The following is a 26,828-nucleotide window of genomic DNA, read 5'->3' on the forward strand; positions in this document are numbered from 1 at the left end:
GCAACGAAGTCAGCTTTCAGTCAGCCGCATCAAGGTAAGAAAAAAGGTTTGCTATTTCGCATAACCGTCCATACATTTGATACCGCTGGTTGCGTAAAGCAATGCGGCACTCGACCACCGCTGGTCGCCTGCGCCAGCAGGCGGCCGCCGGCGAGCCGACATCGGTCCAGTGAAGATCAATGTCTGGAGGAGATGACAATGCAAACGTCGAAAGTCTTCTTTCGATCAGGGTTTGGCCGGTGCCCCCCCGGTGCAGACCCGGCAGTTCCGCCAGGGTCGCGCGCATGCGCCCGTCCCCTGCGCGCTGCGGCCCTGCGCTATCTGCATGGGCGACGGCACAAGCTCCGTCCATAGCGTCTTCGAGCGGCTACGCCTTTTCGCAAAGGCTGTCCAGTCGCACTCACCACAAGACGGCAAGTATTCGTAACTCAACCCCCGCCCGAGTAAGCACTCGCCCTCGCGGCTGGGGGCGCACGCGGCCATCGCCTGGGGCCGATGGCCGAATGCGCATTCGAAAGTCGAAAGTTTTCGCGCAGTCAGGAGAATCCATGCGCCTGCTCTTGGTCGAGGACAGCGAACTGCTTGGAACCGCCGTGCACAAAGGCCTCGTGCGATCTGGCTACGCCGTGGACTGGAGCCGTCTGGGCAAGGACGTTCTCTCGTCCCTCGCGTCCTGCAACTACGACTGCGTCCTTCTGGACCTCGGCTTGCCCGATGTCAGCGGAGACACGCTGCTCAAGAGCATCCGCACGCGCGGGATTCCTGTGTCGGTGATCGTGATCACCGCACGGTGCGGCATCGAGGATCGAGTGCGCCTGCTCGACATGGGAGCTGACGACTACATGGTCAAGCCCCTGGACCTGGACGAAGTGGCCTCGCGAGTCAGGGCGGTGTTGCGGCGGGTGCACGGCAAGGCACCTGGCTCGGCAGAGCCGGAGCATGGCCCGCTGAAGCTGTACCCCTCCCACCGCATGGCGACCTGGCACGGAGAGGTCGTGCCGTTGACCAACAAGGAGTTCTGGCTCCTGGAAATTCTGGTGCGCCGCAAGAACCAGGTGCTCTCGCGATCCCAGATCGAGGAGGCGCTCTACACCTTCGATGTCGAGGTCGAGAGCAACGCAGTCGAGGTCCACATCCATTACCTGCGGCGCAAGTTCTCGCCGGACCTGATCCAGACGGTGCGAGGCGTCGGCTATCAACTCGGGCCCGAGCCCCGAGTCCGGAATGAACAGGCGTAGGCCCGTTGTTTCGTCGTGGTCCTTGCGCCGTCGCGTGGTGGCGATCGCGCTCTTCGTGTGCACGGCAACCCTGCTGGCGGGCGGCGCCGCCATGCACCGGGCCGACCAGATTTCCGACAGGAATGTGCTGGATGCGCGGCTCGTCACGCTGGCGCACACGGTGCTCGCATTCGCAGAGCACGAGATCGAGGAGGAAGGCTTCACCGAGGGACTCGGCGACGCTGTCAGGGAGACCGAAAGCTCGCTCGGTACGCGCTATCACTACCAGATCTGGTCACTCGACGGACGGCTGCTGCATCAAAGCCACAAGGCGCCCCCGAGCGGTCCGATGCGGCCCATTGCCGAGCGCGGCTTCGGCGAAGCCAAGGTGGACGGCGAGGACGTTCGAACCTACGCGGAGGAAGCCAGGAAGGCCGGCATGGTCATCCAGATCGCCGAACGCATGCGTGATCGGGAGGCTGCAGTCGGCATCACCACCGGCTACTTCCTTGCCTTCCTTGCCATTCCGCTTTTGCTGATCTTCGTGAGCACCTGGTGGTTTCTCAACCGCGCCCTTCACTCCGTCGACGGCTACGCTTCCGAGCTTCGGACGCGCCATGCGCTCGATCTCACGGAGCTGAATGCCACGAACCCGCCTGCTGAACTCAAGCCGATGGTGGATTCGATCAACGCCCTGTTCGGCCGCTTCAGGCAGGCCTTGTCTGTCGAACGGGAATTCACCGCCATCGCCGCGCACGAGATGCGCACGCCGCTGGCCGGCCTGCGCGCGCAGGCCCAGTTGGCCGCCACGCTGGCCGGATCGCCGCAGGAGCTGTCAGCGTCCCTGCGCGGCTTGATGTCGGGCATCGACCAGGCCAGCTATCTCCTGGACCGGTTGCTCGATCTCGCCCGCATCGACAGCCTTGCAGTGGCCGGGGGACACGCGCTGCGCACAGTGAAGCTGGAGAAGGTCTACCGGAACGTGATGTCCGAACTCGGCCCCGCGGCGGCCGAACGCGAGGTCACGCTGAAAGCGCGCTTCGAGGTGGATGAGCTGATGGCCGTCGAGCTCGGCCTGCACATGCTGATGCACAACCTGCTCGTCAATGCCATCCGTTTCACGCCCACCGGCGGCCGCATCGAGGTCTGCAGTGAACTGAATACCCAGGCCATCCTTCTCACCGTCGATGACTCCGGGCCGGGCATCCCCGCCCACCGGCATGCCGAAGCATTCCAGCGCTTCAACCGCCTGGGCCGCGTCGATACACATGGCGTCGGGCTCGGGCTGTCGATCGTGCAGGCCGTGGCGCAGGCACACCACGCGGTGGTACGGCTGCTCGAATCGCCGCTGGGCGGCCTGCGGGCCGAGGTCCGGTTTCCGGCGGGGCTTCACATCTGCCGGGCTGCCCTGCGCAACGTGGAAGTGACCGGGTCCAGCAGATACTGAAGCGCTGTCTGGAAACCACCGTCGATATAGACCTCGGCGGGCATGCCGGCCTGCATCTTCAGGTCGCCCACTGCCTTCACCGACTCGGGGTCGGCGAGGATGGAGACGCTGTAGTAGGGCATCTGCGTCGCCTTGTCGGTGAACCGGTCACCCGATACATAGGTCACCCTGCCCGTCACCATGGTGGCATTCCGGTACTTGAAGGCCGTGAACTTGATGCGCGCGCCCTGCCCTACCAGGACATTGTTGACTTCTTCCGGGCGGATCTGCGCCTCGATCATCAGCGCGGTGTTGCTCGGCACGATCTCCGCGATGGCTTCGCCGGGCCGCACGACGGCACCCGGCGAGGTGAACTTCAGGTCGATGATCTCGCCAGCCGCCGGCGCCAGGACGACCTGACGCGTCGTCGCATCGTCGGACTTGCGCAGCTCCTGTTCGATCTCGCTGACCCGGGCCACGGTCGTCTTGAGCTGATCGCTCGCCGAGCGGAGGTATTCATTGACGATCGAGTTGCTCTTGATGTCGGCGTCGATCAATCGCCCGTGCCCGCGTGCGAGCTCGGAGCGTCGCTCCTCCAGCTTTGCCGTGTAGTCGGCCACCGAAGCTTCCATCTGGTTGATGCGCGCCGTCGAGACGAAGCCCTCGCGAACCAAGTCGCGATTGGCCTCGAGGTCCCGATGCTGGAGCGCAAGGGATTCCTGCGCCTTGACGCCTTGCGCCTCCAGCGCCCCGATCTCCTGCTGGACCTTCTGGCGCAGCAGCTTCATCAGCGCCAGCTCGCTTTGCAATGAATGCTGACGCGCGGAGAACAGGGCGGCCTCCTTGGCCATGGCGTCCTGCAGTCGCGGGTCGCGGCGGGCCTCGGCTTGCAAGCCATCGGAGAACACGAGTCGGGCCGCGCGACGCTGCTCCGCGTCGAGCCGCTCCAGTGTGGTGCGCTCCACCGCCAGGCGATAGGTCAGCCGGTTGCGATCGGCGTCGACACCCACGTCGCCCATGATGACCAATGGCTCGCCTTCCTTGACCAGTTGCCCGTCGCGAACAAGCACCTGGCGCACGATGCCGCCTTCCAGATGCTGCACGGGCCGCCGGTTCAGATCCACCTTGACATGCGCCGGAGCCACCACCGCCATGGCAAGCGGTGCAAGCCCGACCCACGCGGCCAGTGGAATGACGATGCCGAGCACCGTGCACAGACCCCAGCGCACGAGGCGCTGGATCTGCTGCTCGCTGGTGCGACGCCGCGGCGTCGCATCGCGAAGTGGTAGGGCCTGTGCGTGCGTCATCTGCTTTTGCCTCCAGCCTTCATGCAGCGCGCTCGTTGAGCGCTGCCTGCGATTGCTTCTGCATGGACTTCATCACCTCGCCGGCCGGTCCGAACTGCTTCACGTGTCCCGCCTCGAGGATGAGGATCTTGTCCACGTGCGCGACAAGCGACGGCCGGTGAGTCACCACGATCGACGTCACGCCTTCGGCGCGAAGGCTGCTGAGCGCGTGCGCCAGCGCGATCTCGCCCTCGGCGTCGAGACTCGCGTTCGGCTCGTCGAGCACCAGCAGGCGCACATCGCCGTACATCGCGCGGGCCAGCGCGATGCGTTGGCGCTGCCCGGGCGACAGGCGCGCTCCGCCGTCACCGATGGGCGTGTCGTAGCCCATCGGCAACTGCACGATCATGTCGTGGGCATTGGCCCGCTTCGCCGCGGCAATGACCGCTTCGGAATCCGGTTCCGAGAGTCGGCCGATGTTGTCGGCCACCGTGCCGTCGAACAGCTCGACGTCCTGCGGCACGTAACCGATCCAGGGCCCGAGTTCGCGCCGCGACCAGGTCGACAGGTCGGTCCCGTCCAGCCGGATCGTTCCGATGGTCGGCTGCCAGATGCCCGTCAGGAGGCGCGCCAAGGTGGATTTGCCGGCAGCGCTCGGCCCGATGATGGCCAGCGCTTCGCCGGCCGCGAGGCTCAGCGACACGCCTGACAGTGCCAGCTTTTCCGTGCCTGGCGGACGGAACGACACGCCATCGACCCGCAACTTGCCCACCGGCCGAGGCAGCGACATGCGCGGCTCGTCCTTGCCGAAATGCGCACACAGGTCGCGCAGCCGGCGGTAGGCCGAGCGCGCGTCGTTCAGGACGCGCCAGCTGCCGACGATCTGCTCCACCGGCTGCAAGGCGCGGCCGAGCAGCACGGTGGTGGCGATCATCACGCCCGCCGAAGCCGCTTGCGTGAGCACCAGGTAGGCGCCGATCGACATCATCATGACCTGCACGGCCTGGCGCAGGAAGCGGGATGCCGCGCTGAAGCTGACGCTCGCGTGGCTGGTGCTGCCCTGAAGGGCCAGCGCCTCGTCCTGCTGCTTGCGCCAGCGACCCAGCAAGCGCTCGGTCATGCCCATGGCCTGCAGCACCTCGGCATTGCGCAACGATCCTTCCACGTAGCGCGACGCCTGACGCGCTTCCTTCTGCACCGCATCCAGTGCCTTGCGGTTCATGCGGTCGTTGAGCCAGGCCAGTCCGATCATCAGGGCGGCGGCTCCGGCGGCGCCCCAGCCCAGCGCGGGGTGGAAGATGGCGATGACGGCCACATAGACGACGATCCAAGGCGCATCCATCAGCGCCGTCAAGCCGTTGGCAGAAAACAGGCTGCGCAGCGTGGCGATGTCGCGCATTGCATCGGGCCGCGCGTTCAACGGCGACCGGGCGGCAGCGGTGACGACCGCGTGCACCACCGGCGGCGACAGCCGCTCATCGACGACGTTGCCGACGAGGTGCTGCAGACGCAGCCGCACGTAGTCGAGCACGAACAGGATGGCCAGCGCAGCCCCGACGCCTGCCAGCAATACCCACAGCGTCTCCCGGCTGTTGGTGGGAAGCACGCGATCGAACACCTGCAGCATGAACAGCGCAGGCACCAGATACAGCAGGTTGATGACGAACGAGAACAGCGCCAGGTGGAACAACAATGGCTTCAGCTGGGCCCAGATCGGCTTCATTTTTTGTCTCCTCCAGTGCGCGGGGCAAGGCGCTCGCACGCCCTGCCCCGTCCCTTGCCTTGCCGATCAGGCGAAGTCGAAGTTGGCCGCCACCACCGACGCGTTCGCAGTGAAGACGCCGATCAGCGTCAGCTCTCCCGCCGCGGTCTCCCCGCCTCCCGCCTGGACCCACTGCCAGAGCGAGAAGCTGTTGCCGTTGGTGTCGTTGACCACCAGCAATGCGTCTTCGCCGTTGGCGGCGGTGATTCCGAACTCGGCGTTGAATGCCGCCGACACCAGCGCCGCGTTGCCGAGGTTCGCCGTGGTGACGCCTTCGTTGTTGGCACCGGTGAGGAGCAAGGCCTCGGCGTCGCCGTTGCCCTGCCCGACCGTGATCGTCACCGTGCCGGCGGCACCGTTCCCGGTCGCGAACAGGAAGTTGTCGTTGCTGTTGCCGTCGTCCCATGCCGTGTTGAGTGCGCCCGCGAACTCGATCCGGTCGTCGCCCGCCGCGGTCGGCCCGTTGGCATCGAAGTTGGTGACGACGTCGCCGAACTCGTTGGCCGCGCTGAACCTGAAGATGTCCTGGACGTTGTCGTTCGCTGCTCCCGAGTTGAGGTTGTCGGCGCCGACCCCGCCGATGATGAGGTCGCCTCCGGCCCCGCCGTTGATGGTGTCGTTGCCGTCCCCGCCGATGAGCGTGTTGGCGCCGGCGTTGCCCGTCAGCGTGTCGGCGCCCGCGCCGCCGGTCACGTTCAGGATGTTGGCGATCGATGTGAAGCCCGATGCGGTGCCTGCCAGCAGGTTGACATTGACTGCCGTCGCGGAGACGCCGTACGAGAGCGTGTCGGCATTGCCGCCGAGGTTGGCGGTGATGGACTCGACGCCAGTGACAGTGCCGCCTTCGAAGGACGTGATGGCGCCGTTGTAGACGACATCCAGGACATCGTTGTTCGCCGTGCCCGTGATGTTCAGCGTGTCGTTTCCGGCGCCACCGATGATGGTGTCGGCACCGCCCCCGATCGCGTAGTTGAAGGTGTCCGTACCGCCGCCACCGTTCAGGACATTCGCCGCGGCGCTGCCGGTGATCGTGTCACCGCCGGCACCGCCGGTGAAGTTCTCGATGGCGACCAGAACGTCGGAATTGGCCCCGTTGTTGCCCGAGCCGCCGACGATGATCGGCGCCGCGCCCCCCAGGTTCACCGTGAGCGCTGCCGTGTAGGCCGAGTAGTTGGCGGTGTCCGCATCGCCGCCGCCGTCGAGCGTGTCGCGCACGTTGTCGACCGTTGCGTTCAATGTGTCGCTGCCCGCCCCGCCACTCAGGAGGTTGACGATGCCGGCGGCGGCGGTTCCGCTGGCCGTGAGCGTGTCGCCGAAGGCGCTGCCCAGGAGGTTCTCGATGCTCGCGAGCGTATCGCTACCGGCCCCGACGGTCGCCTGCGCTCCGGCAATGGCCAGGGACACCGTGACACCCGCCGTCGCCGTGGCATAGCTCGCCGTGTCGCTTCCACCGCCGCCCGTGAGTACGTTGTTCCCGGCATTGCCGGCGATGACGTTGGCCGCCGCGTTGCCGGTGCCGTTGATGTTGCCGGTGCCCAGCAGGGTCAGGTTCTCGACGTCCGCATCGGTGATCGTGTACGTGATGGTCGATTGCACGGTGTCGATGCCGCCGCCCGCGCCCTCCGCGACGGTGTCGGTCGCGCTGTCCACGAGGAAGGTGTCGTCGCCCGCGCCGCCGTTCATCGCATCGTTGCCGAGGCCGCCGTCCAGCGTGTCGTTTCCGTCGCCCCCGTTCAGCGCATCGTTGCCGATGCCGCCGACGAGCGTGTCGTTGTCGTCGCCGCCGTTGAGCTGGTCGTTGCCGTCACCACCATCCAGCGCATCCGCACCCAGGCCGCCATTGAGCGTGTCGTTGCCGCCCAACCCGCTCAGCGTGTCGGCGAGGTCGCCGCCACTGATGACGTTGTTGAGCGTGTTGCCGGTGCCGACGAACTGGTCGGCGTCGATGCCGGTGTACGTCAGGTTCTCCACGTTGGCGACGAGTTCGAGCGAATAGGCAGCCAGCTCGGTCTGGACCTCGTCCGTGCCGGCAGCTGCCGCCTCGACGACGACGTCGGCCACATCGTCGACGATGTAGGTGTCGTTGCCTCCCAGGCCGACCATCGTGTCGGCATCGAGGCCGCCGTCGAGCACGTCGCTGTCTCCGGCGCCGGACCCGCCCACCAGCAGGTCGTCGCCGGCCCCGCCGTTGAGGTTGTTGTCGCCGGTGCCGCCGAAGATCAGGTCATTGCCGATCCCGCCGGTGATCACGTCGTTCACGCCCTGCTCGCCGGCGATGAAGTTGTTGACCGTCGACGCGGACAGATCCCTGCCGCCTGCCGCGTCCACCCTGCTGACCAGATAGTCGTCCACGCCGAGCAGATAGCCTGCATAGCTGCCGTCGTTGAAGTTGATGCGCTCCACGCCGGTCTGCGCGTTCGCACCGGTGTAGTGGCCGTTGACGGTGACCGACTGCCCGTTGAAGCTCACGATCAGGCTGCCGTTGGCGGTGCCGGTGTTGTTGTCCTGCGCATTGAGGCTCGTGAACGCCGTGCCGGCCGCCTGGATCACGATCCGGTCGGCGGTGCCGCCGCTCGTCGCGTTGACCGGTTCGTTGATCGTGTCGTTGCCATCCGCCAGGCCGAACACATAGGTGTCGTTGCCGAGGCCGCCGTTGAGCGTGTCGTTGCCGGTGCCGCCGACCAGCACATCATCGCCGGCGAGGCCGTTCAGGATGTCGTTGCCGCCCAGCCCCAGCAGCAGGTCGTTGCCGCCCGTGCCGGTGAGCGTGTCGTTGCCGTTGGTGCCGGTGACGATGCCGAGCGTGGCGTCGGCGAATTGCAGCCGCTCGACGTTGCTCAGCGTGTCGGTTCCCTCGATCGGGTCCACGCCGATGTCCGTCACCGTGAGCCGCCCGTTGCTGTCGGTGCCGAACGCATAGTTGGCCAGCGGGCCCAGGTAGGCGACCGTGTCGATGTCGCCCGCCGTGTCATCCGTCCTGATCGTTCGGACGATCGCCAGCTGCCCGGGATTGATCTGCCCCGCGAACATGCTGTTGACCAGCGTCTTCATGCTGTTGTGGAGCGCGATCGGGGTGCCGGTGTGTCCGGGGTCGTTGGCGGCGAAGACGCCGATCTGCACGTCGAGCCACTTGTCGCCGTCGATGATGTCGTCGCCCCCGCGGCCCATGATCAGGTCGCTGCCGTCGCCGCCGAGGATGATGTCGCCGGCGATGTAGCTGGTGACGCCGGCGCCCAGCACGGCCTGCAGGCCGGCGATGCGGGCGATGCCGGCCGCGTCCAGTGCGCTGCCCGCGTAGCCCTCCGTGCCGCCCTGGGCAAACGGAAGGCGCTCTTCGGCGATCGTGTCGGCCCCGGTCAGGACGTCGTTGAATCGCGTGCCGGACAGGCCTTCGACCGATTCATAGCCGTCGAGCGTGCCGTTCTGCGGCGGATTCGGGTTCTCGTCGAACACGATGGCGCGGGTCAGGTCGGCATCGACGCCAAAGGTGTTGTCCTTGTAGGTCACCCAGTCCCAGCCGGACATGCCGGCCAGCTTGCCGCGACCGGGGCTGCCGACCATGATGTCGTCGCCGCCCTCGGCGATGAACTCGTCGAACCCGCCGTCGCCGAGGAACACGTCGTGACCCACGATGCCGTCGCGCGCAAAGATCTCGTCGAAGCTGTCGCCGGGCGCGCCGTCGAAGGTGCCGGTCTCGATCCAGTCGTCGCCCTCGTTGCCGAGAATGCGCTCGGCATTCTTGCTGCCGAGGATGAAGTCATTGCCTTCGCCGGCGAAGACTTCCGAGCCCGCGTCGGTGCCCAGGACGATGAAGTCCTGCCCCTTGCCGCCCATGATCAGGTCCAGCCCCGGGCCACCATGAACGACGTCGTTGCCGTCGCCCGCCTTGATGTTGTCGTCGCCGCCGAGGTCCCGGACGATGTCGTCGCCCGCTCCGGCATTGATGATGTCGTTGCCGGCTCCGCCTTCGAGCGTGTCGTTGCCGCCGTCGCCGTGGATCGCGTCATCGCCTTCGCTCGCGATGATGATGTCGTTGCCCTCGGTGCCGCCGAGCACGACGTGCTGGTCGCCCGTGTAGCGCAGGTAGTTGGTGTCCGCTCCGACCGTCAGCGGATTGTTGCGGACCACCAGCGGCGTCAGGATGCCGCCGCCGGTCGGGTCAGCTTGCTCCAGATCGCCGTCGCCGTCGAGGTCGTTGTATTGCAGCAGCGGATTGACCTCGAGCGCCAGCCCAGGGGTGGAGAACACGTCCGACGGCAGGTGCGTCGCGTTCGTGTTGGTCATGATCATCTCGGCGAACGAGTTGTTCTCCATTTCGCCGAACAGGTGCAGGCCGTCCAGGCGCTGCAGGTAGTAGAAGCGGTCACCGTTCTGCAGGTTCTCCATCTGCTGCTCGAACACGAAATTGAAGGTCGAGCCGAGCATGCCGCCGAACGGAAGGATCTTCTCGGCGAGGCCGCCGATCCACAGGTCCACGTTGTCGAGGCCGGTGGTGGTCACGCCGTTGGGGCTGCTGGTCCAGGTGCCGGTTCCGTTGAGGAAGTCGACGGCATCCTCCGGCACCAGCAGTCCGCCGACCGAGGCGCCGGTGATGATCGTCAGCGCCGCGTCGCGCTTGCCCTCGATCGTGGTCTGTCCGGTGATCAGTTGATGCGTGCCGTAGGCCGCGATGAAGTTGATGATCGACGCCTCGTGCTTGAGGTTGCCGGCAAAGTCGACCCAGCTGTCGTAGGGCCTCAGTTCGGCGGCGTTGTTGGTCGCGTCGTAGAACTCGCGCCGGGCGGCGTTGAGCGATGGCACCCCCGTGTCGCGGCCCCGTGCCAGGTTGATGGTCGCCAGGTCCAGCGGCAGTCCGAGCAGGTTGTTGCGCAGCGCGCTGGTCACGAACTCGTCGATCTCGTTGCCGACCTGCCGCGTCATGCCGCGGATGATCGCGCCAGCGGCGACGTCGTCAGTGATCGCGTGCTCGGCATCGAACGCGACCGGGTTGAGGAAGCCCTGGATCAGCCCGATGTCCTGCGGGTTGAAGTTCGGATCGAAGCGATCGATCGACTCGGTCAGCATCGAGTGGCCGAAGCGGTACACCACATGCGCAAACTCCGCGACGATCGACGGATCGATCGTGACGTCGAAACCGTCCGGAACGACGAAGGGATTGATCTGCGGCTGGATCTTGCGCGCGAACTCCTCGAACACCAGATGCTGGTACTGCATCTCGGTGGTGAACTTGGCGGACTGGAACAGGCGCTCGCCATCCCAGACCAGTGAGCCGAGGTCCGCCGGCAGTGCCCCAACGTCTTCGAGCAGCCATTCGTTGAGGAAAGCCAGATCCCCGCCGGCCGCGGTGGAGAGGATGACTTCCTTGTTGTGATCCACCATGCGGTTGTGCTCGGCATGGAAGACATGGTGGACGGCGGTCAGGCCGATGTTCTCGTTCACGCGGCCGTCGCCGGCGATGAAGTGGGCGTCGAGCAGTTCGTTGTCGTACTCGGTGTCGCCGTTGCCCGGGTTGCCCAGGCCGATGGTGATGTCGCCGTCGGCGATCTTGCCGATCGGGACGGCTTCGTGCGCGATGTCCGCCAGGAAGGCATGGCCGGTGCGCAGCGCGAGCGCCGTCGTCGGATTGACGGGGTTGAGGGGCGTGCCGGAGACGACGGTGTCGTCCGCCGTGTTCGGAATGCCGTCGGCGCCGATGCCCGTGATGACCTGCGCGAACCCGGTCACGGGGTCGGGAATGAAGTTGCCGTACTGGTCCGTCCGGAGCAAGGGCACGCTGCCCACGTCGAAGTCGGTCAGCTGGACGCCCAGGAGCAGCGCTTGCGTCTTGACCTCGCCCCAGGTCGCCATGCCGCCGTTGCCGCCTTCGATCAGCTTGCCGGTGGCGACCGGCTGGCCGTCCGCATTGAGCGTGTACTGGCGCAGGAACACCTGATGCGAGGAATGCGAGGTATAGGTCTGGTTCTGGTCGACGAAGGAGGTGGTGGTGTTCACCGGACCGACGTCGTCGGCCGTGCCCATGACACCGTCCGCTCCGGCGGAAACGGTGGCGCGCGTCAGCACCATGAAGTTGGTCGCGCTGCCGGGAACGTAGAGCGGGTCGTCCGGCTGCAGCGGAATGAAGACCGTGCCGCTGCCGCCCTTGTTGACGAGATCGAGCCCATGGTCGAAGAACTGGCCGAACAGCGTGAACCACGAGTTGAACGATGCCGAGAGGCCGACGTCCGGCGACACGTTGGGCAGGCTGACGTTGTCTCCTTCCATCACGATGCCGAAGGGTTCCACGGCGGTGTCGCGAATCGCGCGGGCCTCTTCCAAGGCAGTGACCGTCAACGCGTGGGCTGCATCCGCCGCGGTCGCGGCATCGAGTGCGGCCTGCTCTTCCACGCTCGGAGGCGTATTGGGATCGCCGTCACCGAGTTCCTCGGCCGCGGCGCGGGCGTTCTGCGCGACGACGCGAGCCTGGTACTCGGTATCGGAAGCCGGCTTGAAAGCCTGGTAGATCGCGGTGACGGCCGCGAGATCGGCCATGGCGTTGGCCGAGCCCGCACGATCCAGCGCGGTCAGGATCGCGGCCGGGTTGCCCAGGGTCTGGTCGACGAGCAGGTTGGAGATGGTGCGAACGCTCGGGTCGACGACGAACGAGCCCGGGTTGTTGGTCGGGTTGTAGTTCGGCGCCGTCGGCATGGCTGGCGCCGGGCCGGGTCCGTCGAAGTCCAGGGGCGTGCCCTCGGCGGGCCGGTACACCGGATCCATCAGCGACGGGAACTGTTGATCGGCCGCGCCCCACGTCTCGTGAAGCAGGTTGTTGTACGTGCCATCCACAGTCCGCAGGCCCCAGCTGACGTTGTACGCGGGCACGAGGCCCCCGGCCCCGAACAACGGCTGCCCCGCAGCATGGGCCTCCGAGATCTTGATCTGCGCGAGGATGAACTCTAGGTCCGCTTGATTGACGGTAACTGGCATGGCGCGTCTCCTCAGTGGTTGTTTCCGATGGTTCGAAAGCGTTACTTCCGCCACAGGGAGTCTTAGCTCGCACTCTTAAGATCTCCTTAAGCCATAGGTGTTACATCCAGACAAACGGCTCGCAGCGTTTTCACAATTCCACGGAGAACGTCGTCATGCGCCAGTCCCTGTCTCGCTGCCACCCCGCATCGACAACTGCGCCGTTGGCGCTGCTGCTGGCGTTCGCCGCGGCGCCGGCCGAGGGACAGAGCCTGGTCGAGCTCTACCAGTCGGCGCAGGCCCATGACGCCGTCTACCAAGGTGCACGCGCCCAGTACGCGGCCAGCGTGGCGAGGGCGGCGCAGGCGCGCGCGGGTGTGCTGCCGGCCGTCGGTCTGACGGCAGGCGCCTCCTTCACGGAGCAGGACCTGTCGACCGACAACAACAGCCTCACGCGCGGCTTCAATGCGCAGAACGCCGGCATCAATGCGACCCAGCCCTTGTATCGGCCCGCCAACTGGGCCGCCTACCAGCAGGGCATGCGACAGGAAGAGATCGCCCGCGCGCAGCTGACGCTGGCCGAGCAGGACCTCGTCGTGCGCGTGAGCCAGGCCTACTTCGATGTGCTCGCGAGCCAGGACAGCCTGGCGCTGGTGCGGGCGCAGAAGATCGGCGTCGCCGAGCAGCTCGCTTCTGCCAAGCGCAACTTCGAAGTCGGCACCTCGACCATCACCGACACGCGCGAGGCGCAGGCGCGCTTCGACCTCGTGGTGGCGCAGGAGATCGCCGCCGAGAACGACCTGCAGGTCAAGAAGATCATCCTCGACCAACTCGTCGGACAGGCCGGCAGCGTGCCGACGCCGCTCGCGGCCCCGGTCGTGCTGCCGGTGCTGGCGCCGCGCGACATGGATACCTGGCTCGCGCAGGCGGAGGCCGCTCATCCTGCCATCGTGCAGGCCGCCCTCGGGGTGGAGGTCGCGGCGCTCGAGGTGCGCAAGGCCGAGGCCGGGCACAAGCCCACGCTCGATGCGCAGCTGGGCTACAACGTCACGAACAACCCGCAGGGCACCACCACCAGCATCTCCACCGGCAAGGTGCGGGTGGCCGCCGCCAGCATCGGCGTGGTCTTCAACCTGCCGTTGTTCGCCGGTTTCGCGACCGAGAACCGCGTGAGGGAAACGCTGGCGCTCGAAGACCAGTCGCGCTCCTCGCTCGAGAACACGCGCCGCAGCGTCTCGGTCTCGACTCGCGCCGCCTACCTCGGGCTCGTGTCGGGCGCCAGCCAGGTGAAGGCGCTCGAAGCCGCGGAAGCGTCGAGCCAGGTGGCGCTGGACGCCAACCGCCTGGGCTACCAGGTCGGCGTGCGCATCAACATCGACGTCCTCAATTCGCAGAGCCAGTTGTTCCAGACCAAGCGCGACCTGGCGCTGGCGCGCTACAACGTGCTGCTGGGCGACTTGCGCCTGCGCCAGGCGAACGGCACGCTGACGGCCGACGCCCTGGCCGCGCTCAATGCCACGCTGGCGCTCGACGGCCGGCCGGCTGTCGACAGCACAGCGCCTGTCGCGCGTCCGCGCTGAGCCGACGCACGAAGAGACAGGTTTTCAAAGTGCGAAGCCGTCGTCGGCGGCGATGACCGCGCCGTTGACGAAATGGCTCTGCCCGCTCGCGAGCAGCACGATCAGCCCATCGAGGTCTTCGGGCTTGCCGACCCGCTTGCGCGGCAGCATGCCCACCAGCTTCTGGCCGCCGTCGGTGACCCAGTGTTCCTCGTTGAGTTCGGTCGCGATGTAGCCCGGGCACAGGGCGTTGACGTTGATGCCGAAGCGTCCCCACTCCAGTGCCATCGCCTTGGTCATCTGCACCACCGCCGCCTTGCTCATGCAATAGACGCCGATCTGCGGCAGCACCTTGAGCGCCGCCACCGATGCGATGTTGATGATGCGACCGCCGATGTAGGTGCCCGGCGCCGCACCCTTGGCACGCGCCAGCATGCGCTTGCCCACCGCCTGCGCGACGAAGAAGGTGCCCTTGACGTTGGTGTCGAAGATGAAGTCGTAGTCCTCGCCGGACACCTCCTGCAGGCGCTGCGTGGTGCTCACGCCCGAGTTGTTGACCAGGATGTCGATCGGACCGACCTCGGTCTCGGCGCGCGCCACTGCGGCGTTGATGCTGTCGATGTCGGTCACATCGAGTTCCACCACGTGGGCATCGCCGCCCTCGCCCTCGATGCGTGCGCGCAGTTCCTTGAGCTTGTCGGTGCTGCGGCTGGCCAGCACCACCGCGGCGCCGGCACGGGCCAGGGTCTTGGCGAACTGGGCGCCGAGGCCGCTCGATGCGCCGGTGACGAACGCCACCCGGCCTGAAAGATCGATGCTGTAAGCCATGGAGAAGTCCTGTTGGAGTCGCCTATGCGACGACCCGGAACGCATGCAACCGACGCATAAAATGACCCGGCCCACCGCGGTGCTTCGCACCCTCAAATCATTATCGACGAGACCCACATGACGCACGACGAAATACTCGCCCAGTTCGGACCCCGCGAAGCCATGGAATACGACGTGGTCGTGGTCGGTGCCGGACCGGCCGGCCTCTCGACCGCGATCCGGCTGAAGCAGCTGGCTGCATCGCATGGCAAGGACATCTCGGTCGTCGTGCTCGAGAAAGGCTCCGAGCCCGGCGCGCACATCCTCTCGGGCGCGATCATGGACCCGCGTGCGCTGTACGAACTGCTGCCCGACTGGGAAGAACTCGGCGCGCCGCTCAACCAGCCCGTCACGCAGGACACCTTCCTGCTGATGACGGAGACCGGCGCCACGCGCGTGCCGAACTTCATGTTGCCCCCGAACTTCCACAACGAAGGCAACTACATCGTGAGCCTTGGCAACGTGGTGCGCTGGCTGGCAACGCAGGCGGAGAACCTCGGCGTCGAGATCTTCCCGGGGTTCCCCGCAGCGGAAGTGCTCTACACCGAAGACGGCAAGGTGCGCGGCGTTGCCACCGGCAACCTCGGCATCGGCAAGGACGGCGAACCCACCGAGAACTTCCAGCTCGGCATGGAACTGCTCGGCAAGTACACCGTCTTCGCCGAAGGCGCGCGCGGCCATCTGGGCCGGCAGCTGATCGCCAAGTACAAGCTCGACGAGGGCAAGGATCCGCAAAGCTACGGCATCGGCATCAAGGAACTGTGGGAGATCGACCCCGCACGCCACGAGCCCGGCCTGGCCGTGCACACCGCGGGATGGCCCCTGCCTTCGGATACCTATGGCGGCTCGTTCCTCTACCACGCAGAGAACAACCAGCTCATCATCGGCTACGTGGTCGGCCTGGACTATCAGAACCCCTATCTGAGCCCCTTCGAGGAATTCCAGCGCTTCAAGACGCACCCGAACATCCGCTGGTACTTCGAAGGCCAGGACAAGGGCCTGAAGGCCCCCAAGCGCCTGAGCTACGGCGCGCGCGCGATCACCGCGGGCGGCCTGCTGTCGCTGCCCAAGACCGTGTTCCCGGGCGGCATGCTCGTGGGCTGCGAGGCCGGCTACCTGAACGCGAGCCGCATCAAGGGCAGCCATGCCGCGATCAAGACCGGCATGCTCGCGGCCGAGGCCGCTTACGACGCCGTGACGATGGGTCGTCAGCACGATGAACTCAACGCCTACCCTGCCGCCTTCGAGCGCAGCTGGCTGCACACCGAACTCAAGAAGGCGCGCAACTTCAAGCAGTGGTTCAAGAAGGGCCTGACGGTCGGCACGATCATGACCGGCATCGAGCAGTTCGTACTGCGCGGGCACATTCCATGGACCCACCATCGGCACCAGGCCGACAACGAGCGGCTCAAGCGCGCGTCGGCATCCAAGAAGATCAACTACCCGAAGCCCGATGGCAAGCTGACCTTCGACCGGCTCTCTTCCGTGTTCATCAGCAACACCAACCATGAAGAGAACCAGCCGGCGCACCTGACGTTGAAGAACGCCGCCGTGCCGACCGAGATCAACCTGCCCGAGTACGCCGGCCCCGAGAGCCGCTACTGCCCCGCCGGCGTCTACGAGTTCGTGGCCGACACCAACACGGGCAAGGAGCGCCTGCAGATCAACGCGCAGAACTGCGTGCACTGCAAGACCTGCGACATCAAGGACCCGACGCAGAACATCGTGTGGGTCACGCCCGAAGGCGGCGGCGGTCCCAACTACGTGGGGATGTGATCCGGCCGGCTTACTTGCCGATCAACTGGGTCAGACGATCGGCCTCGAAGGATTCGTCCTTCGCGGCATCGCACGGCACGCAGTCCTTCTTGCCGGGCTGCGCCGACAAGCTCTCGATCGCCTGCCAGAGCAGCGCGATCTGGTGATCCTGCCCCGAGGCGATGTTGATCAACCCCTTCATCGCCTGGCTGACGGGGTCGTCCTCCAGCGTGACGCCGTAGGCTGAAAACTTGGCCGCCGGCTGGGCCACGTCGGCGCTTTCGCCGGTCTTGGAAGGAATGATCCGGGCCGGTATGCCCACGGCCGTCGCGCCGGCAGGCACCGGCTTGATGACCACCGCATTGCTGCCGATCTTGGCGCCGTCGCCGACCAGGAAGCCGCCCAGCACCTTGGCACCGGCACTGACCACCACGTTGCGGCCCAGCGTCGGATGGCGCTTCGCCCCCTTGTAGAGCGAGGTGCCGCCCAGCGTCACACCCTGGTAGATGGTGCATCCGTCGCCGATTTCCGCCGTTTCCCCCACCACGACGCCCATGGCGTGATCGAAGAACACACGCTCGCCGACGATTGCACCGGGATGGATCTCGATGCCGGTCAACCAGCGCGAAATCTGCGAGATCAGGCGGCCGAACCACTTGAGGCCGTGGGTCCAGCACCAATGCGCCAGCCGATGCAGCACGACGGCATGCAGGCCCGGATAGAGGGTCAGGACTTCCCAGCGCGTGCGGGCCGCCGGATCACGGTCGAGGATGCACTGGATATCGGAACGCAGCCGCGAAAACATGCTTGCTTGTTGTTATATGAATATGGGGCGGGCAGTCTATAGCCCCGGGTCTTCGCGTACAGGAGATGGGGTTTTCGGGCCGCCTCGCGCCGCATCGGCCATCGCCTTGGCGATGCCGCGCAGGATGTGGATCTCCTCCTGCGTCGGCTGGGCCCGATTGAAGAGTTGCTGCAGCCGCGGCATCAGCTTCTTCGGCGCCTCCGGGTCCAGGAAGCCGATGTCCACGAGCGAGCGCTCCCAGTGGTCGAGCATGCCCGCGACCGCCTGCGCGTCGGCCGCGCGCACCGGCGCCGTGGCGTCGCGCACCTCGTAGCCGCCGAGCGCCAGCCGCCATTCGTAGGCGACGACCTGGATCGCGGCGCCGAGATTCAACGAGCCGAACTTGGGGTCGGTCGGAATGCTGAGCGCCACGTTGCAGCGGTACACGTCCTCGTTGCGCATGCCGAAGCGCTCCGAACCGAACAGGAAGGCCACGTGCTGCTCCTCCCCGCTGGCAAGCGGCTCCAGGTGCTCGCGCGGCGTGCGCGTCGGCGGGCCGAAGTCGCGCGGCACCATCGCGGTGGCGCACAGGTGGGTGACGCCGTCCAGCGCCTCGTCCAGCGTCTCGACGATGCGGGCGTTGGCCAGGACGTCCAGCGCACCGCTCGCACGCTGGATGGTTTCCTCGCGCCGAAGCACGTTGGCCCAGCGGGGCGCGACCAGCACCAGGTCGCCGAAGCCCATCGTCTTCATGGCGCGGGCGGCGGCGCCGACGTTGCCGGCGTGACTGGTCTGGATCAGGATGAATCGGGTACGCATGAAAGCTCGAAAAAAGAGGCCGGAGCAGCCGGCGGCGCGGAGCCGGTAAAATCCCCTGATTCTCGCTGCCCGCATCGCCGGGCCGCTTTTCAGGGGGCCGCATTCACATACCGCCCTTCATCGTTCTTCACACAATTCATGTCGTCCCCCAACCTGCACCCCATGCTCAACGTGGCCGTCAAGGCCGCACGCGCCGCCGGCGCCATCATCAATCGCGCCGCCCTTGACGTCGAGGCCGTGCGCATTTCGCAGAAGCAGGTCAATGACTTCGTGACCGAAGTCGATCATGCGAGCGAGCACGCGATCATCGAGACGCTGCTCACCGCCTATCCGGGGCACGGCATCCTGGCCGAGGAATCGGGCACCCAGCACGGGGCCAAGGACTCGGACTACGTGTGGATCATCGATCCGCTGGACGGCACCACCAACTTCATCCACGGCTTCCCGGTCTATTGCGTCTCGATCGCGCTCTCCGTCCGCGGCAAGATCGAACAGGCCGTCATCTACGACCCGACCCGCAACGACCTCTTCACGGCCACCAAGGGTCGCGGCGCCTACATGAACGACCGCCGGCTGCGCGTCAGCAAGCGCACGCGCCTGCACGAATGCCTGATCTCGACGGGATTTCCATTCCGCACGGGCGACAACTTCAAGCAGTACCTCGCCATCATGGCCGACCTGATGCCCCGTGCGGCCGGCCTGCGCCGCCCCGGCGCGGCGGCGCTCGACCTGGCCTACGTGGCGGCCGGCTTCACCGACGCCTTCTTCGAGACCGGCCTCAACATCTGGGACGTGGCGGCGGGCTCGCTGATCGTGACCGAAGCGGGCGGCCTGATCGGCAACTTCACCGGCGAGCCCGACTTCCTCGAGCAGCGCGAGTGCCTGGCCGGCGCCCCGCGCATCTACGGACAGCTGGTGCCGCTTCTGGCTAAGTACTCGAAGTTCGCCAGCCTCGACGACAAGCTGCGCGCCAGCGATCGCGTGCGCTCCGTCGACCCGGCGGCTTCGGCAGCCGACACCTACGCACGCAGCACCGTCGACATGGCCTCCGACACGGAAGAGGCGGCCGAAGCCCCTGCCGACAAGGCACCGGTGCAACGCAAGCTGACGCGCATCCGCCGCGAGGCCCCCGCCACGCCCGCCGAGGGCGACGCTCCCGCCAAGTGATGCACGCGCATCGCGCGGCCGCAGACCGAAGCCGCGCCGCGATGCGCGTGGCGTTGAGCCAGTACATCGCGAACGGCGTGTCGGTCGCGCTGGGGCTGCTGCTGATCTCGGGCGGCGTGCACCTGCTGCTGGGCACGCTCGCCGCGTCCGCCGCCTCGGTGGGCGTGATCGTCACCGCACCGCCCGACCTCGCCGCCCCGCGCCGCGGCAAGTTCCTCCAGATGCTGCCGGCGCCGCTGATCGGGCTGCCGCTGTTCTTCTGCGTCCAGCTGCTGCACGCCGCGCCCTTGCGCCTCGGCCTGCTGCTGGTGCCCGCCACCTTCATGGCGTTCCTGGCCATGGCCTGGGGCAAGCGGGGCATACCGATCGCGATCGCGGTCATGTTCTCGATGGTTTTCTCGATGGCGACGCCCACGCCCACCGGGATGGCGGAAGCCGTGGAGCGCACGCTGTATTTCGGGCTCGGCGCCGGGCTCTACGTGATCTACGCGACGCTCGCGAACCTCGCACTCAATGCCCGCTACCGCGTGCAGACGATGGCAGACCTGCTGCTGTCGCTGGCCGCGCTGATGCGCACCGAGGCCTGCCAGTTCAGGCCCATGGACGAATCCGGCGATGTGCGCGAAGTGCCCGCCTCGCTGCTCGGCCGGCTGCTTCGCGAACAGGCTGCGCTGGCCGACCAGTTGCAGGCGGCGCGCGACATCGTGCTCGAATCCCCGCGCACCCCGCGCCGGCAGCAGCTTGCCGGCATGCTGATGACGGTGCTCGAGTTGCGCGACCTGCTGCTGGCGAGCGAGCTCGATCTCGACGCGCTCAAGGCGCATCCCGGCCACGCCGCGGCGCTGGTCGAGATGCGGCGCATCCTCGAAGAGCTGGCCGACGACACGATGGCGCTGGCCGATGCGCTGCTGCTCGGCCGCCAGCCGCCCGAGATGATCAATCGCCGCCCCCAGCTCGCGGCGATCCGCCTTGTCGAAGACACAGTGCCCAAGGGCGGCTACACCGGCCCTACGCCCGCCGTGCTCGCCCGCGGGCTGGCGAGCCGCATCGGCCACATCAACGACGAAGTGCTGCGCCTGTCGGCCCTGGCCCGCGGCGACATCGAGCCGGACCTGGCCGTCGTGCGCGCCAGCTGGCAGATGTTCGTGAGCCCCACCGAGTGGTCGTGGCGCCCGTTCCTCACCCTCTGGAGCTGGGACGCGCCGCCGCTGCGCCATGCCATCCGCGCTGCGCTCGCGATCGCGGCCGGCTACGGCATCGCGCTGGCGATGCCCTGGGGTTCGCACGACTACTGGATCCTGCTGACCATCGTGGTCGTGCTGCGCGGCAGCCTGTCGCAGACGCTGGAACGGCGCAACAGCCGCGTCGCCGGCACGCTGCTGGGCTGCGTGTTCGCGGTCGCGTTGCTTTCTGCGCACCCTGCGCCGCTGGCCTTGCTGATCAGCATGACCGTGGCGCAGGCGATCGCACATGGCTTCGCCGTGCGGCGCTACCTGATCACCTCCGTCGCGGCAACCGTGCTCGGCCTGGTGCAGGCGCATATGCTGAACACCGGCATGAGCACCACCTTCGCGCTCTTCGAGCGGGTGGCCGACACGCTCATCGGCGTCGCGGTGGCGTGGGCCTTCTGCTATGTGCTGCCCTCGTGGGAGCGCGGCCAGATTCCGGCGCTCGTCACGCGCGTGCTCACCGCGCAGGCCCGTCACGCAAGGCTCGCCCTGGGGCTGGGCCAGTTGCGCTCGGTCGACGCGAGCCCCGAACTCGAATGGCGGCTCGCGCGCCGCGAGGCGTACGACAGCCTCTCGGCACTGGTGCAGGCCACGCAGCGCTCGCTGTCGGAGCCGCGCGCCGTTCGCCCGCCGCTCGAACCACTCGAGCACCTGCAGGCCCACAGCTACCAGTTGCTGGCGCAGTTGAGCGCGGTCAAGTCGATGCTCGTGCTGCGGCGCGACCGCCTGACCCCGGCCGACATCGAAGGGCCACTGGCCCGCACGGCGCAACGCATCGAGGCCATGATCGGAACCCCGCCCACGGGTGGGCCCGCCATGCCCGAAAGCACGCCCGCCACTACGCTTGCCGGCCCGATCACGTTGCCCGACCCCTTCGACAACGACATCACGCCGTGGATGCTGCGGCGGCTCGACCTGGCGACGGTGATTGCGGCGCAGTTGCGCGACGATGCGGCACGCATCCTGCAATCGCTCGCCGAGAATGCCCCCGAGACAGCCTGATGTTCAAAGAACTGCTCGCCAACCCGTGGTTCGGCCCCTTGGTCGCGGCGCTGATCGCCGTGCCGCTGGCACTGCTGATTCACCGCCTCGGCGGGATGGTGCTCGAGCGCGTCACCCGCTCCGTGCCGGCGCTGCACACGATGCTCCTCAGCATCAAGCTGCCCGCCAAGGTCGTGCTGCCGCTGGTCGCTCTCCAGCTCATATGGCAGGCCGCGCCCGAAGACTTGCGTTTCATCGGCAACGTGCGGCACCTGAACGGGCTGTTGCTGATCGCGGCCGCGACGTGGCTCGCGATCGGCGCGGTGAGCGGGTTCGCCGAAGGCATGGTCAAGCAGCATCCTTCCGACGTCAGGGACAACCTGGAAGCCCGCCGCGTGCTGACGCAGGCGCGCGTCCTGGCCCGCACGGCGAACTCCGTGCTGCTGGTCGCGGGCGGTGCGCTGATGCTCATGACCTTCCCGGGCGCGCGCCAGGTCGGCGCCAGCCTGCTGGCGTCGGCGGGGGTGATCGGTATCGTCGCCGGCCTGGCCGCCAAGCCGGTGTTCAGCAATCTCATCGCGGGCCTGCAGATCGCGCTGGCGCAGCCGATCCGCCTGGACGACGTGCTGGTGGTCGAAGGCGAATGGGGGCGCGTGGAGGAAATCACCGGCACTTTCGTCGTGCTGCGGATCTGGGACGACCGCCGGCTCATCCTGCCGCTCACCTACTTCATCGAGCACCCGTTCCAGAACTGGACCCGCCACGACTCGCAACTGCTCGGCTCGGTCTTCGTATTCGCCGACTACGGCATGCCGCTTGCGCCGCTGCGGGCCGAGGTGGAGCGCATCGTGAAGGCGGCGCCCGAGTGGGACGGCCGCTTCTTCAACCTCCGGGTGACCGACGCGACGGAGCGGACCATGCAGATCCGGGTGCTCTGCACGGCAGCCTCCTCGGCGCTGGCATTCGACCTGCGCTGCACGGTGCGCGAAGGGCTGATCGATTTCATGCAGCGGGAATATCCGCAATTCCTCCCCAAGGTGCGCTTCGACAACGAGACGCCGCCGCAGTCCGCCAGGATGCACGCGGACTGACGCGACCCCGCGGTCGATCAGGCGGGGCCCGTGCTTCGCCGCCCGCGATCGGCCTTGGGCAGAACCGCCTCGTCGGCCATGCGCTCGGCACGCAACTGAAGCAGGCGAAGGGAGTCGTCCAGTCGTTCGACGGCAGCGGCGTCCAACGCGCCCAGCAGTTCGGCGTTGATCTGCGTCACCAGGGGGAAGAGTTCGTCGTACAGCCCGTGGCCGCGCTCGGTGAGACGCAGCAGAACCTGCCTTCGGTCGCCCGCCGGATGCTCCCGCGACACCAATCCCTTGGCGACCATCGATCCCACGGCCTTCGAGGTGCGGGCGCGATCGAGTTGCGCATGGTCGGCCAATTGCGATGAACTCAGTTCGCCGCGGCTGGCAAGCGTGGCGAGCAGGCGCCATTCGCGCCGCGTGATGCCGAACCGGCCCTCGCAGAGCTTGATGACCATGCTGCCCGCGACGGCGAGCAGCCGCGAAAGCCGGTACAGCAACAGGTCGTCCAACGGTCGGCGCGGTGCGGTCATCTCGGGGTTAGTCCGGGGAATGGTTGATTAGATCAATTGAATGCCGGGACTCTAAAGTCCATCGAAGCGCGAGCGCATTGCCGCCCGCCCGAGATCGAATATTCCTGGAGACATTCGCCCATGGCCCGCCACACATTCGACCGCCGACGCGTTCTCGCCGCCCTGGGCGGCATCGCCCTGGCCCCGCTCGCGCAGGCCCAGGCCTTCACGCCGGGCCAGCCGATCAAGGTGCTCATCGGCGTTCCGGCCGGCGGCACGCAGGACGTGCTGACGCGCGCCATCGCGCAGGAAGTCCGTGACTCGCTCGGCCCTTTGATCATCGACAACCGTTCCGGCGCCGCGGGCCGCATCGCGGTCGAGGCGGTGAAGACCGCCGCGCCGGACGGCCACACCTTGTTGCTGGGCACGGCCAGCATGATGACCATGTTCCCCAGCGCGTACCGCCATCTCTCGTACGACCCGATCAAGGACTTCGTGCCCATCATCAACGCGGCCCGCTTCGAGCTGGCGCTGGTCGTCGGCAAGGATGTACCGGCCAGCACGCTGCCCGAGTTCCTGGCCTGGGCGAAGTCGCAGGGCGACAAGCTCAGCTTCGCGTCCTACGGCGCCGGCACGCCTTCGCACTTTCTCGGCGAGATGCTCAATCGCTCGGCCGGCCTGAAGATGGTCCACGTGCCGTACCGCGGTTCGACCCCTGCGCGACAGGACGTCATGGGCGGCACGGTGCCCGTCTACTTCGACACCGTCGGCGGCGCCATGCAGATGCTGCCCACGGGCCGCGTGAAGGTGCTCGCGACCAGCGGCGACAAGCGATCGCCGCTGATGCCGAGCCTGCCGACCTTTGTCGAGGCGGGTCTCAAGGATGTCGTCGCGACCGCGTGGTTCGCCTACTACGCGCCACTCAAGACGCCGCAGCCCATCGTCGACAAGCTGCGTGCCGAATTCACCCGCGCAGTCAATTCGCGCGAAGTGCGGCAGCAGTTGCTGCAGAACGGCATGTATCCGGTCGGCGATGGTGCCGACGCCTTGCTGAAGACAATGCGCGAGGACACCGCCCGATGGGGCGGCATCATGAAGGCCGTCAATTTCCAGGCCAGCGACTGAGCGAGCCCCTCAACCGGAGAATCCATGTCCAGTCATCTCATCCCGCGCATCGCCGCGACCTTGACCCTTGCTGCCGTGGCGCTCGGCGCGCACGCGCAGGCGCTCGAAGGCGGCCCGCTGCACATCGTGGTCGGCTACGCGGCCGGCGGTGCGACCGATCGCGTGGCGCGCATCGTGGGCGACAAGCTGCAGCCCAAGCTGGGCGTGCCCGTCATCGTGGACAACAAGCCTGGCGCGGGAGGCCGTCTCGCCGCACAACAGGTCAAGGCCACGCCGGCCGGACAGAACGTGCTGATGCTCGCCAATCCGGCGGTGATGGTCGTCGCGCCGCTCGTGTTCAAGGACAACGGCTACGACGCCGAGCGGGACTTCGTGCCCGTGTCGCACGTCAACGACTACGAATTCGCGCTGGCCGTGTCGACGGCCGTGCCGGTGCGCGAGTTGTCGCATCTGCTCGCGTGGATGCGCGCCAATCCCGAGAAGGCCAACTTCGGCGTTCCCGCGACCGGCAGCCTGCCGCACTTCTTCGGACTCATGATGGGCGAGAAGGCCAAGGTGCCGGCGCAGGTGATCGGCTATCGCGGTTCCGGCCCGCTGCTGACCGATCTCATGGGCGGCCAGGTGCCGATCGCGTTCGACACCTTCGACGTCGACCTGCCGCAGCACCAGGCCGGCAAGATCCGCGTGCTCGCGGTCTCCGGTGCCAAACGTTCGTCTTTTGCACCGGACATTCCGACCTTCAAGGAATCCGGGCTCGACCTGGTGGCGACCGGGTGGAACACATTCTTCGCGCCGGCGACGATGCCGCGCGACAAGGCGGTCCGGCTGTCCAAGGCCATCCACGAGGTCATGCAGGATCCCGACACCCAGCGCCGGTTCAAGGACGCGCTGATGACGCCGGTCGTGAGCACGCAGGACCAGACGGCCGCGATGCTCAAGGCCTACCGCGCCCAGTGGGCGCCCGTGGTGCAGAAATCCGGCTACCAACCCTGAAATCCATGCAGAAACCCAACATCATCTTCATCGTGGCGGACGACCTCGGCTATGCCGACCTCGGCTGCTACGGCGGCCGCGATGCCGCCTTCGGCCCTGTGTCGCCGGTGCTCGACGGACTGGCTGCCAGAGGCATCAAGTTCACGCAGGGCTACGCGAACTCGCCCGTGTGCTCGCCCACCCGCTTCGCGATGATCACCGCGCGCTACCAATACCGCCTGCGGGGCGCGGCCGAGGAGCCCATCAACAGCAAGAGCCGCGGCAGCACGTCGCTGGGACTGCCGCCGGAGCACCCCATCCTGCCTTCGCTGCTGCGCGGCGCCGGCTACCGCACCGCCCTGGTCGGCAAGTGGCATCTGGGCTATCCGCCAGCCTTCGGCCCGCTGCGTTCGGGCTATGAGGAGTTCTTCGGCCCCATGTCGGGCGGCGTCGACTACTTCACGCACTGCGATTCCAGCGGCAGGCATGACCTGTGGCTCGGCGAGGAAGACTGCCAGCAGGAGGGCTACCTCACCGATCTGCTCTCGCGGCGCGCGGTCGACTACGTGGAGCGCATGGCGCAGCAGGACGCCCCCTTCTTCCTGAGCCTGCACTACACCGCCCCGCACTGGCCGTGGGAAACGCGCGAGGACGAAGCCAAGGCGCCGGCGGTGAAGAACAACCTGTTCGATCTCGCGGGCGGCAACATCCACACCTACCGCCGCATGATCCATCACATGGACGAAGGCATCGGCTGGATCATGGCCGCGCTCGAGAAGCATGGCATGGCCGACAACACCCTCGTCGTCTTCACCAGCGACAACGGCGGCGAACGCTTCTCCGACAACTGGCCGCTGGTCGGCGGCAAGATGGACCTGACCGAAGGCGGCATCCGCGTGCCGTGGATCGCGCACTGGCCGAAGGTCATCGGCGCGGGCGGCGAGAGCACCCAGCACTGCATGACGATGGACTGGTCGGCAACGATGCTCGAAGCGGCCGGCGTGGCCGCGGATCCGCAGTACCCGCTCGACGGGGTTTCGCTTCTTCCGGTCCTGCGCGACGCCTCGCAGACCTTTGCCCGCCCCCTGCACTGGCGCATGAACCACCGGGGCCAGCGCGCGATGCGCGACGGCGACTGGAAATACCTCCAGGTCGACGGCAACGAATATCTTTTCAACATCCCGGCCGATGAGCGCGAGCGCGCCAACCAGGCGCACAAGGAGCCGGAGCGCCTGGCCGCGATGCGCGATGCCTGGCTGGCATGGAACACGACGATGCCGCCCATTCCCGAGGACGCGACCGTGAGCCTGGGCTACTCCGTCAAGGACATGCCGCAGAGATGAGCCGCC

The 26,828-nt window shown here is 67.1% G+C and carries 18 protein-coding genes; 10 read left to right on the top strand and 8 right to left on the bottom strand.

The features are described from left to right. Nucleotides 1–16 precede the first annotated feature (16 nt). Complete coding sequence (locus QTH90_RS07740; RefSeq protein ID WP_286663886.1) at nt 17–286, bottom strand: hypothetical protein; 270 nt, start codon at nt 284–286, stop codon at nt 17–19. Between the two features lie 262 nt (nt 287–548). Here QTH90_RS07740 and QTH90_RS07745 point away from each other — a divergent pair, with 262 nt between their 5' ends. Together QTH90_RS07745 and QTH90_RS07750 are read left to right on the top strand one after the other, a co-directional pair. Then, nucleotides 549–1,238: a response regulator transcription factor gene (locus QTH90_RS07745; RefSeq protein WP_286663887.1), complete on the top strand. Its 690-nt coding sequence runs from the start codon at nt 549–551 to the stop codon at nt 1,236–1,238. Continuing rightward, on the top strand, nt 1,225–2,664 hold the full coding sequence (locus tag QTH90_RS07750) for an ATP-binding protein (protein ID WP_286663888.1): 1,440 nt from the start codon (nt 1,225–1,227) through the stop codon (nt 2,662–2,664). The genes QTH90_RS07745 and QTH90_RS07750 overlap by 14 nt, the downstream gene beginning before the upstream one ends. Here the strand turns inward: QTH90_RS07750 and QTH90_RS07755 are convergent. The 3 genes from QTH90_RS07755 to QTH90_RS07765 all read right to left on the bottom strand — a co-directional run bounded on the left by QTH90_RS07755 (nt 2,607) and on the right by QTH90_RS07765 (nt 12,654). Continuing rightward, a complete protein-coding gene (locus QTH90_RS07755; protein WP_286663889.1) occupies nt 2,607–3,950 on the bottom strand; it encodes an HlyD family type I secretion periplasmic adaptor subunit in 1,344 nt (447 codons plus the stop codon). The two genes, QTH90_RS07750 and QTH90_RS07755, sit on opposite strands and share 58 nt — an antisense overlap. A 19-nt stretch (nt 3,951–3,969) precedes the next feature. After that, nucleotides 3,970–5,652, bottom strand: a complete 1,683-nt coding sequence (locus QTH90_RS07760; protein ID WP_286663890.1) for a type I secretion system permease/ATPase — start codon at nt 5,650–5,652, stop codon at nt 3,970–3,972. A gap of 66 nt (nt 5,653–5,718) precedes the next feature. Next, nucleotides 5,719–12,654 (bottom strand): peroxidase family protein, encoded by a 6,936-nt coding sequence (locus tag QTH90_RS07765; RefSeq protein ID WP_286663891.1) that lies wholly within the window; start codon nt 12,652–12,654, stop codon nt 5,719–5,721. Between the two features lie 155 nt (nt 12,655–12,809). Here QTH90_RS07765 and QTH90_RS07770 point away from each other — a divergent pair, with 155 nt between their 5' ends. Further along, nucleotides 12,810–14,213 carry a TolC family outer membrane protein gene (locus QTH90_RS07770; RefSeq protein ID WP_286663892.1) on the top strand — a complete coding sequence of 468 codons (1,404 nt, stop codon included), beginning with the start codon at nt 12,810–12,812 and terminating at the stop codon, nt 14,211–14,213. 24 nt (nt 14,214–14,237) lie between these two features. Here the strand turns inward: QTH90_RS07770 and QTH90_RS07775 are convergent, their stop codons facing one another. Next, entirely contained in the window at nt 14,238–15,020 is a 783-nt protein-coding gene (locus tag QTH90_RS07775) for an SDR family oxidoreductase (RefSeq protein ID WP_286663893.1), read from the bottom strand. Between the two features lie 117 nt (nt 15,021–15,137). Between QTH90_RS07775 and QTH90_RS07780 the strand changes: the two genes are divergently transcribed. Beyond that, the gene (locus QTH90_RS07780) at nt 15,138–16,835 is read left to right on the top strand and encodes an electron transfer flavoprotein-ubiquinone oxidoreductase (RefSeq protein WP_286663894.1); all 1,698 of its coding nucleotides are present in this window, start codon (nt 15,138–15,140) and stop codon (nt 16,833–16,835) included. A gap of 10 nt (nt 16,836–16,845) precedes the next feature. Here the strand turns inward: QTH90_RS07780 and cysE are convergent, their stop codons facing one another. Further along, nucleotides 16,846–17,619: a serine O-acetyltransferase gene (cysE, locus tag QTH90_RS07785; protein ID WP_286663895.1), complete on the bottom strand. Its 774-nt coding sequence runs from the start codon at nt 17,617–17,619 to the stop codon at nt 16,846–16,848. A 36-nt stretch (nt 17,620–17,655) separates the two neighbouring features. Continuing rightward, entirely contained in the window at nt 17,656–18,417 is a 762-nt protein-coding gene (locus QTH90_RS07790; RefSeq protein WP_286663896.1) for an RNA methyltransferase, read from the bottom strand. 138 nt (nt 18,418–18,555) lie between these two features. Here QTH90_RS07790 and QTH90_RS07795 point away from each other — a divergent pair, with 138 nt between their 5' ends. The 3 genes from QTH90_RS07795 to QTH90_RS07805 are packed head-to-tail and all read left to right on the top strand — an operon-like array spanning nt 18,556 to nt 22,885. Then, nucleotides 18,556–19,584, top strand: a complete 1,029-nt coding sequence (locus tag QTH90_RS07795; RefSeq protein ID WP_286663897.1) for an inositol monophosphatase family protein — start codon at nt 18,556–18,558, stop codon at nt 19,582–19,584. After that, nucleotides 19,584–21,815, top strand: a complete 2,232-nt coding sequence (locus QTH90_RS07800; protein WP_286663898.1) for an FUSC family protein — start codon at nt 19,584–19,586, stop codon at nt 21,813–21,815. The genes QTH90_RS07795 and QTH90_RS07800 overlap by 1 nt, the downstream gene beginning before the upstream one ends. Continuing rightward, complete coding sequence (locus QTH90_RS07805; protein WP_286663899.1) at nt 21,815–22,885, top strand: mechanosensitive ion channel family protein; 1,071 nt, start codon at nt 21,815–21,817, stop codon at nt 22,883–22,885. Before QTH90_RS07800 ends, QTH90_RS07805 begins: the two co-directional genes overlap by 1 nt. A gap of 17 nt (nt 22,886–22,902) precedes the next feature. Here QTH90_RS07805 and QTH90_RS07810 read toward each other — a convergent pair whose 3' ends face one another. Next, on the bottom strand, nt 22,903–23,403 hold the full coding sequence (locus QTH90_RS07810; RefSeq protein ID WP_286663900.1) for a MarR family winged helix-turn-helix transcriptional regulator: 501 nt from the start codon (nt 23,401–23,403) through the stop codon (nt 22,903–22,905). Between the two features lie 120 nt (nt 23,404–23,523). On the opposite strand from QTH90_RS07810, the gene QTH90_RS07815 reads away from it, so the two are divergent. From QTH90_RS07815 to QTH90_RS07825, 3 genes are read left to right on the top strand one after another with little or no spacing between them, the layout of a single operon-like run. Next, nucleotides 23,524–24,507 carry a Bug family tripartite tricarboxylate transporter substrate binding protein gene (locus QTH90_RS07815; RefSeq protein WP_286663901.1) on the top strand — a complete coding sequence of 328 codons (984 nt, stop codon included), beginning with the start codon at nt 23,524–23,526 and terminating at the stop codon, nt 24,505–24,507. A 24-nt stretch (nt 24,508–24,531) separates the two neighbouring features. Next, nucleotides 24,532–25,500 carry a Bug family tripartite tricarboxylate transporter substrate binding protein gene (locus tag QTH90_RS07820; RefSeq protein WP_286663902.1) on the top strand — a complete coding sequence of 323 codons (969 nt, stop codon included), beginning with the start codon at nt 24,532–24,534 and terminating at the stop codon, nt 25,498–25,500. Between the two features lie 5 nt (nt 25,501–25,505). Beyond that, nucleotides 25,506–26,822: a sulfatase family protein gene (locus QTH90_RS07825; protein ID WP_286663903.1), complete on the top strand. Its 1,317-nt coding sequence runs from the start codon at nt 25,506–25,508 to the stop codon at nt 26,820–26,822. Nucleotides 26,823–26,828: the final 6 nt, after the last annotated feature.

Origin of the sequence: Variovorax flavidus, assembly GCF_030317145.1 — a bacterium.
In the GTDB taxonomy this organism is placed as follows: domain Bacteria; phylum Pseudomonadota; class Gammaproteobacteria; order Burkholderiales; family Burkholderiaceae_C; genus Variovorax; species Variovorax flavidus.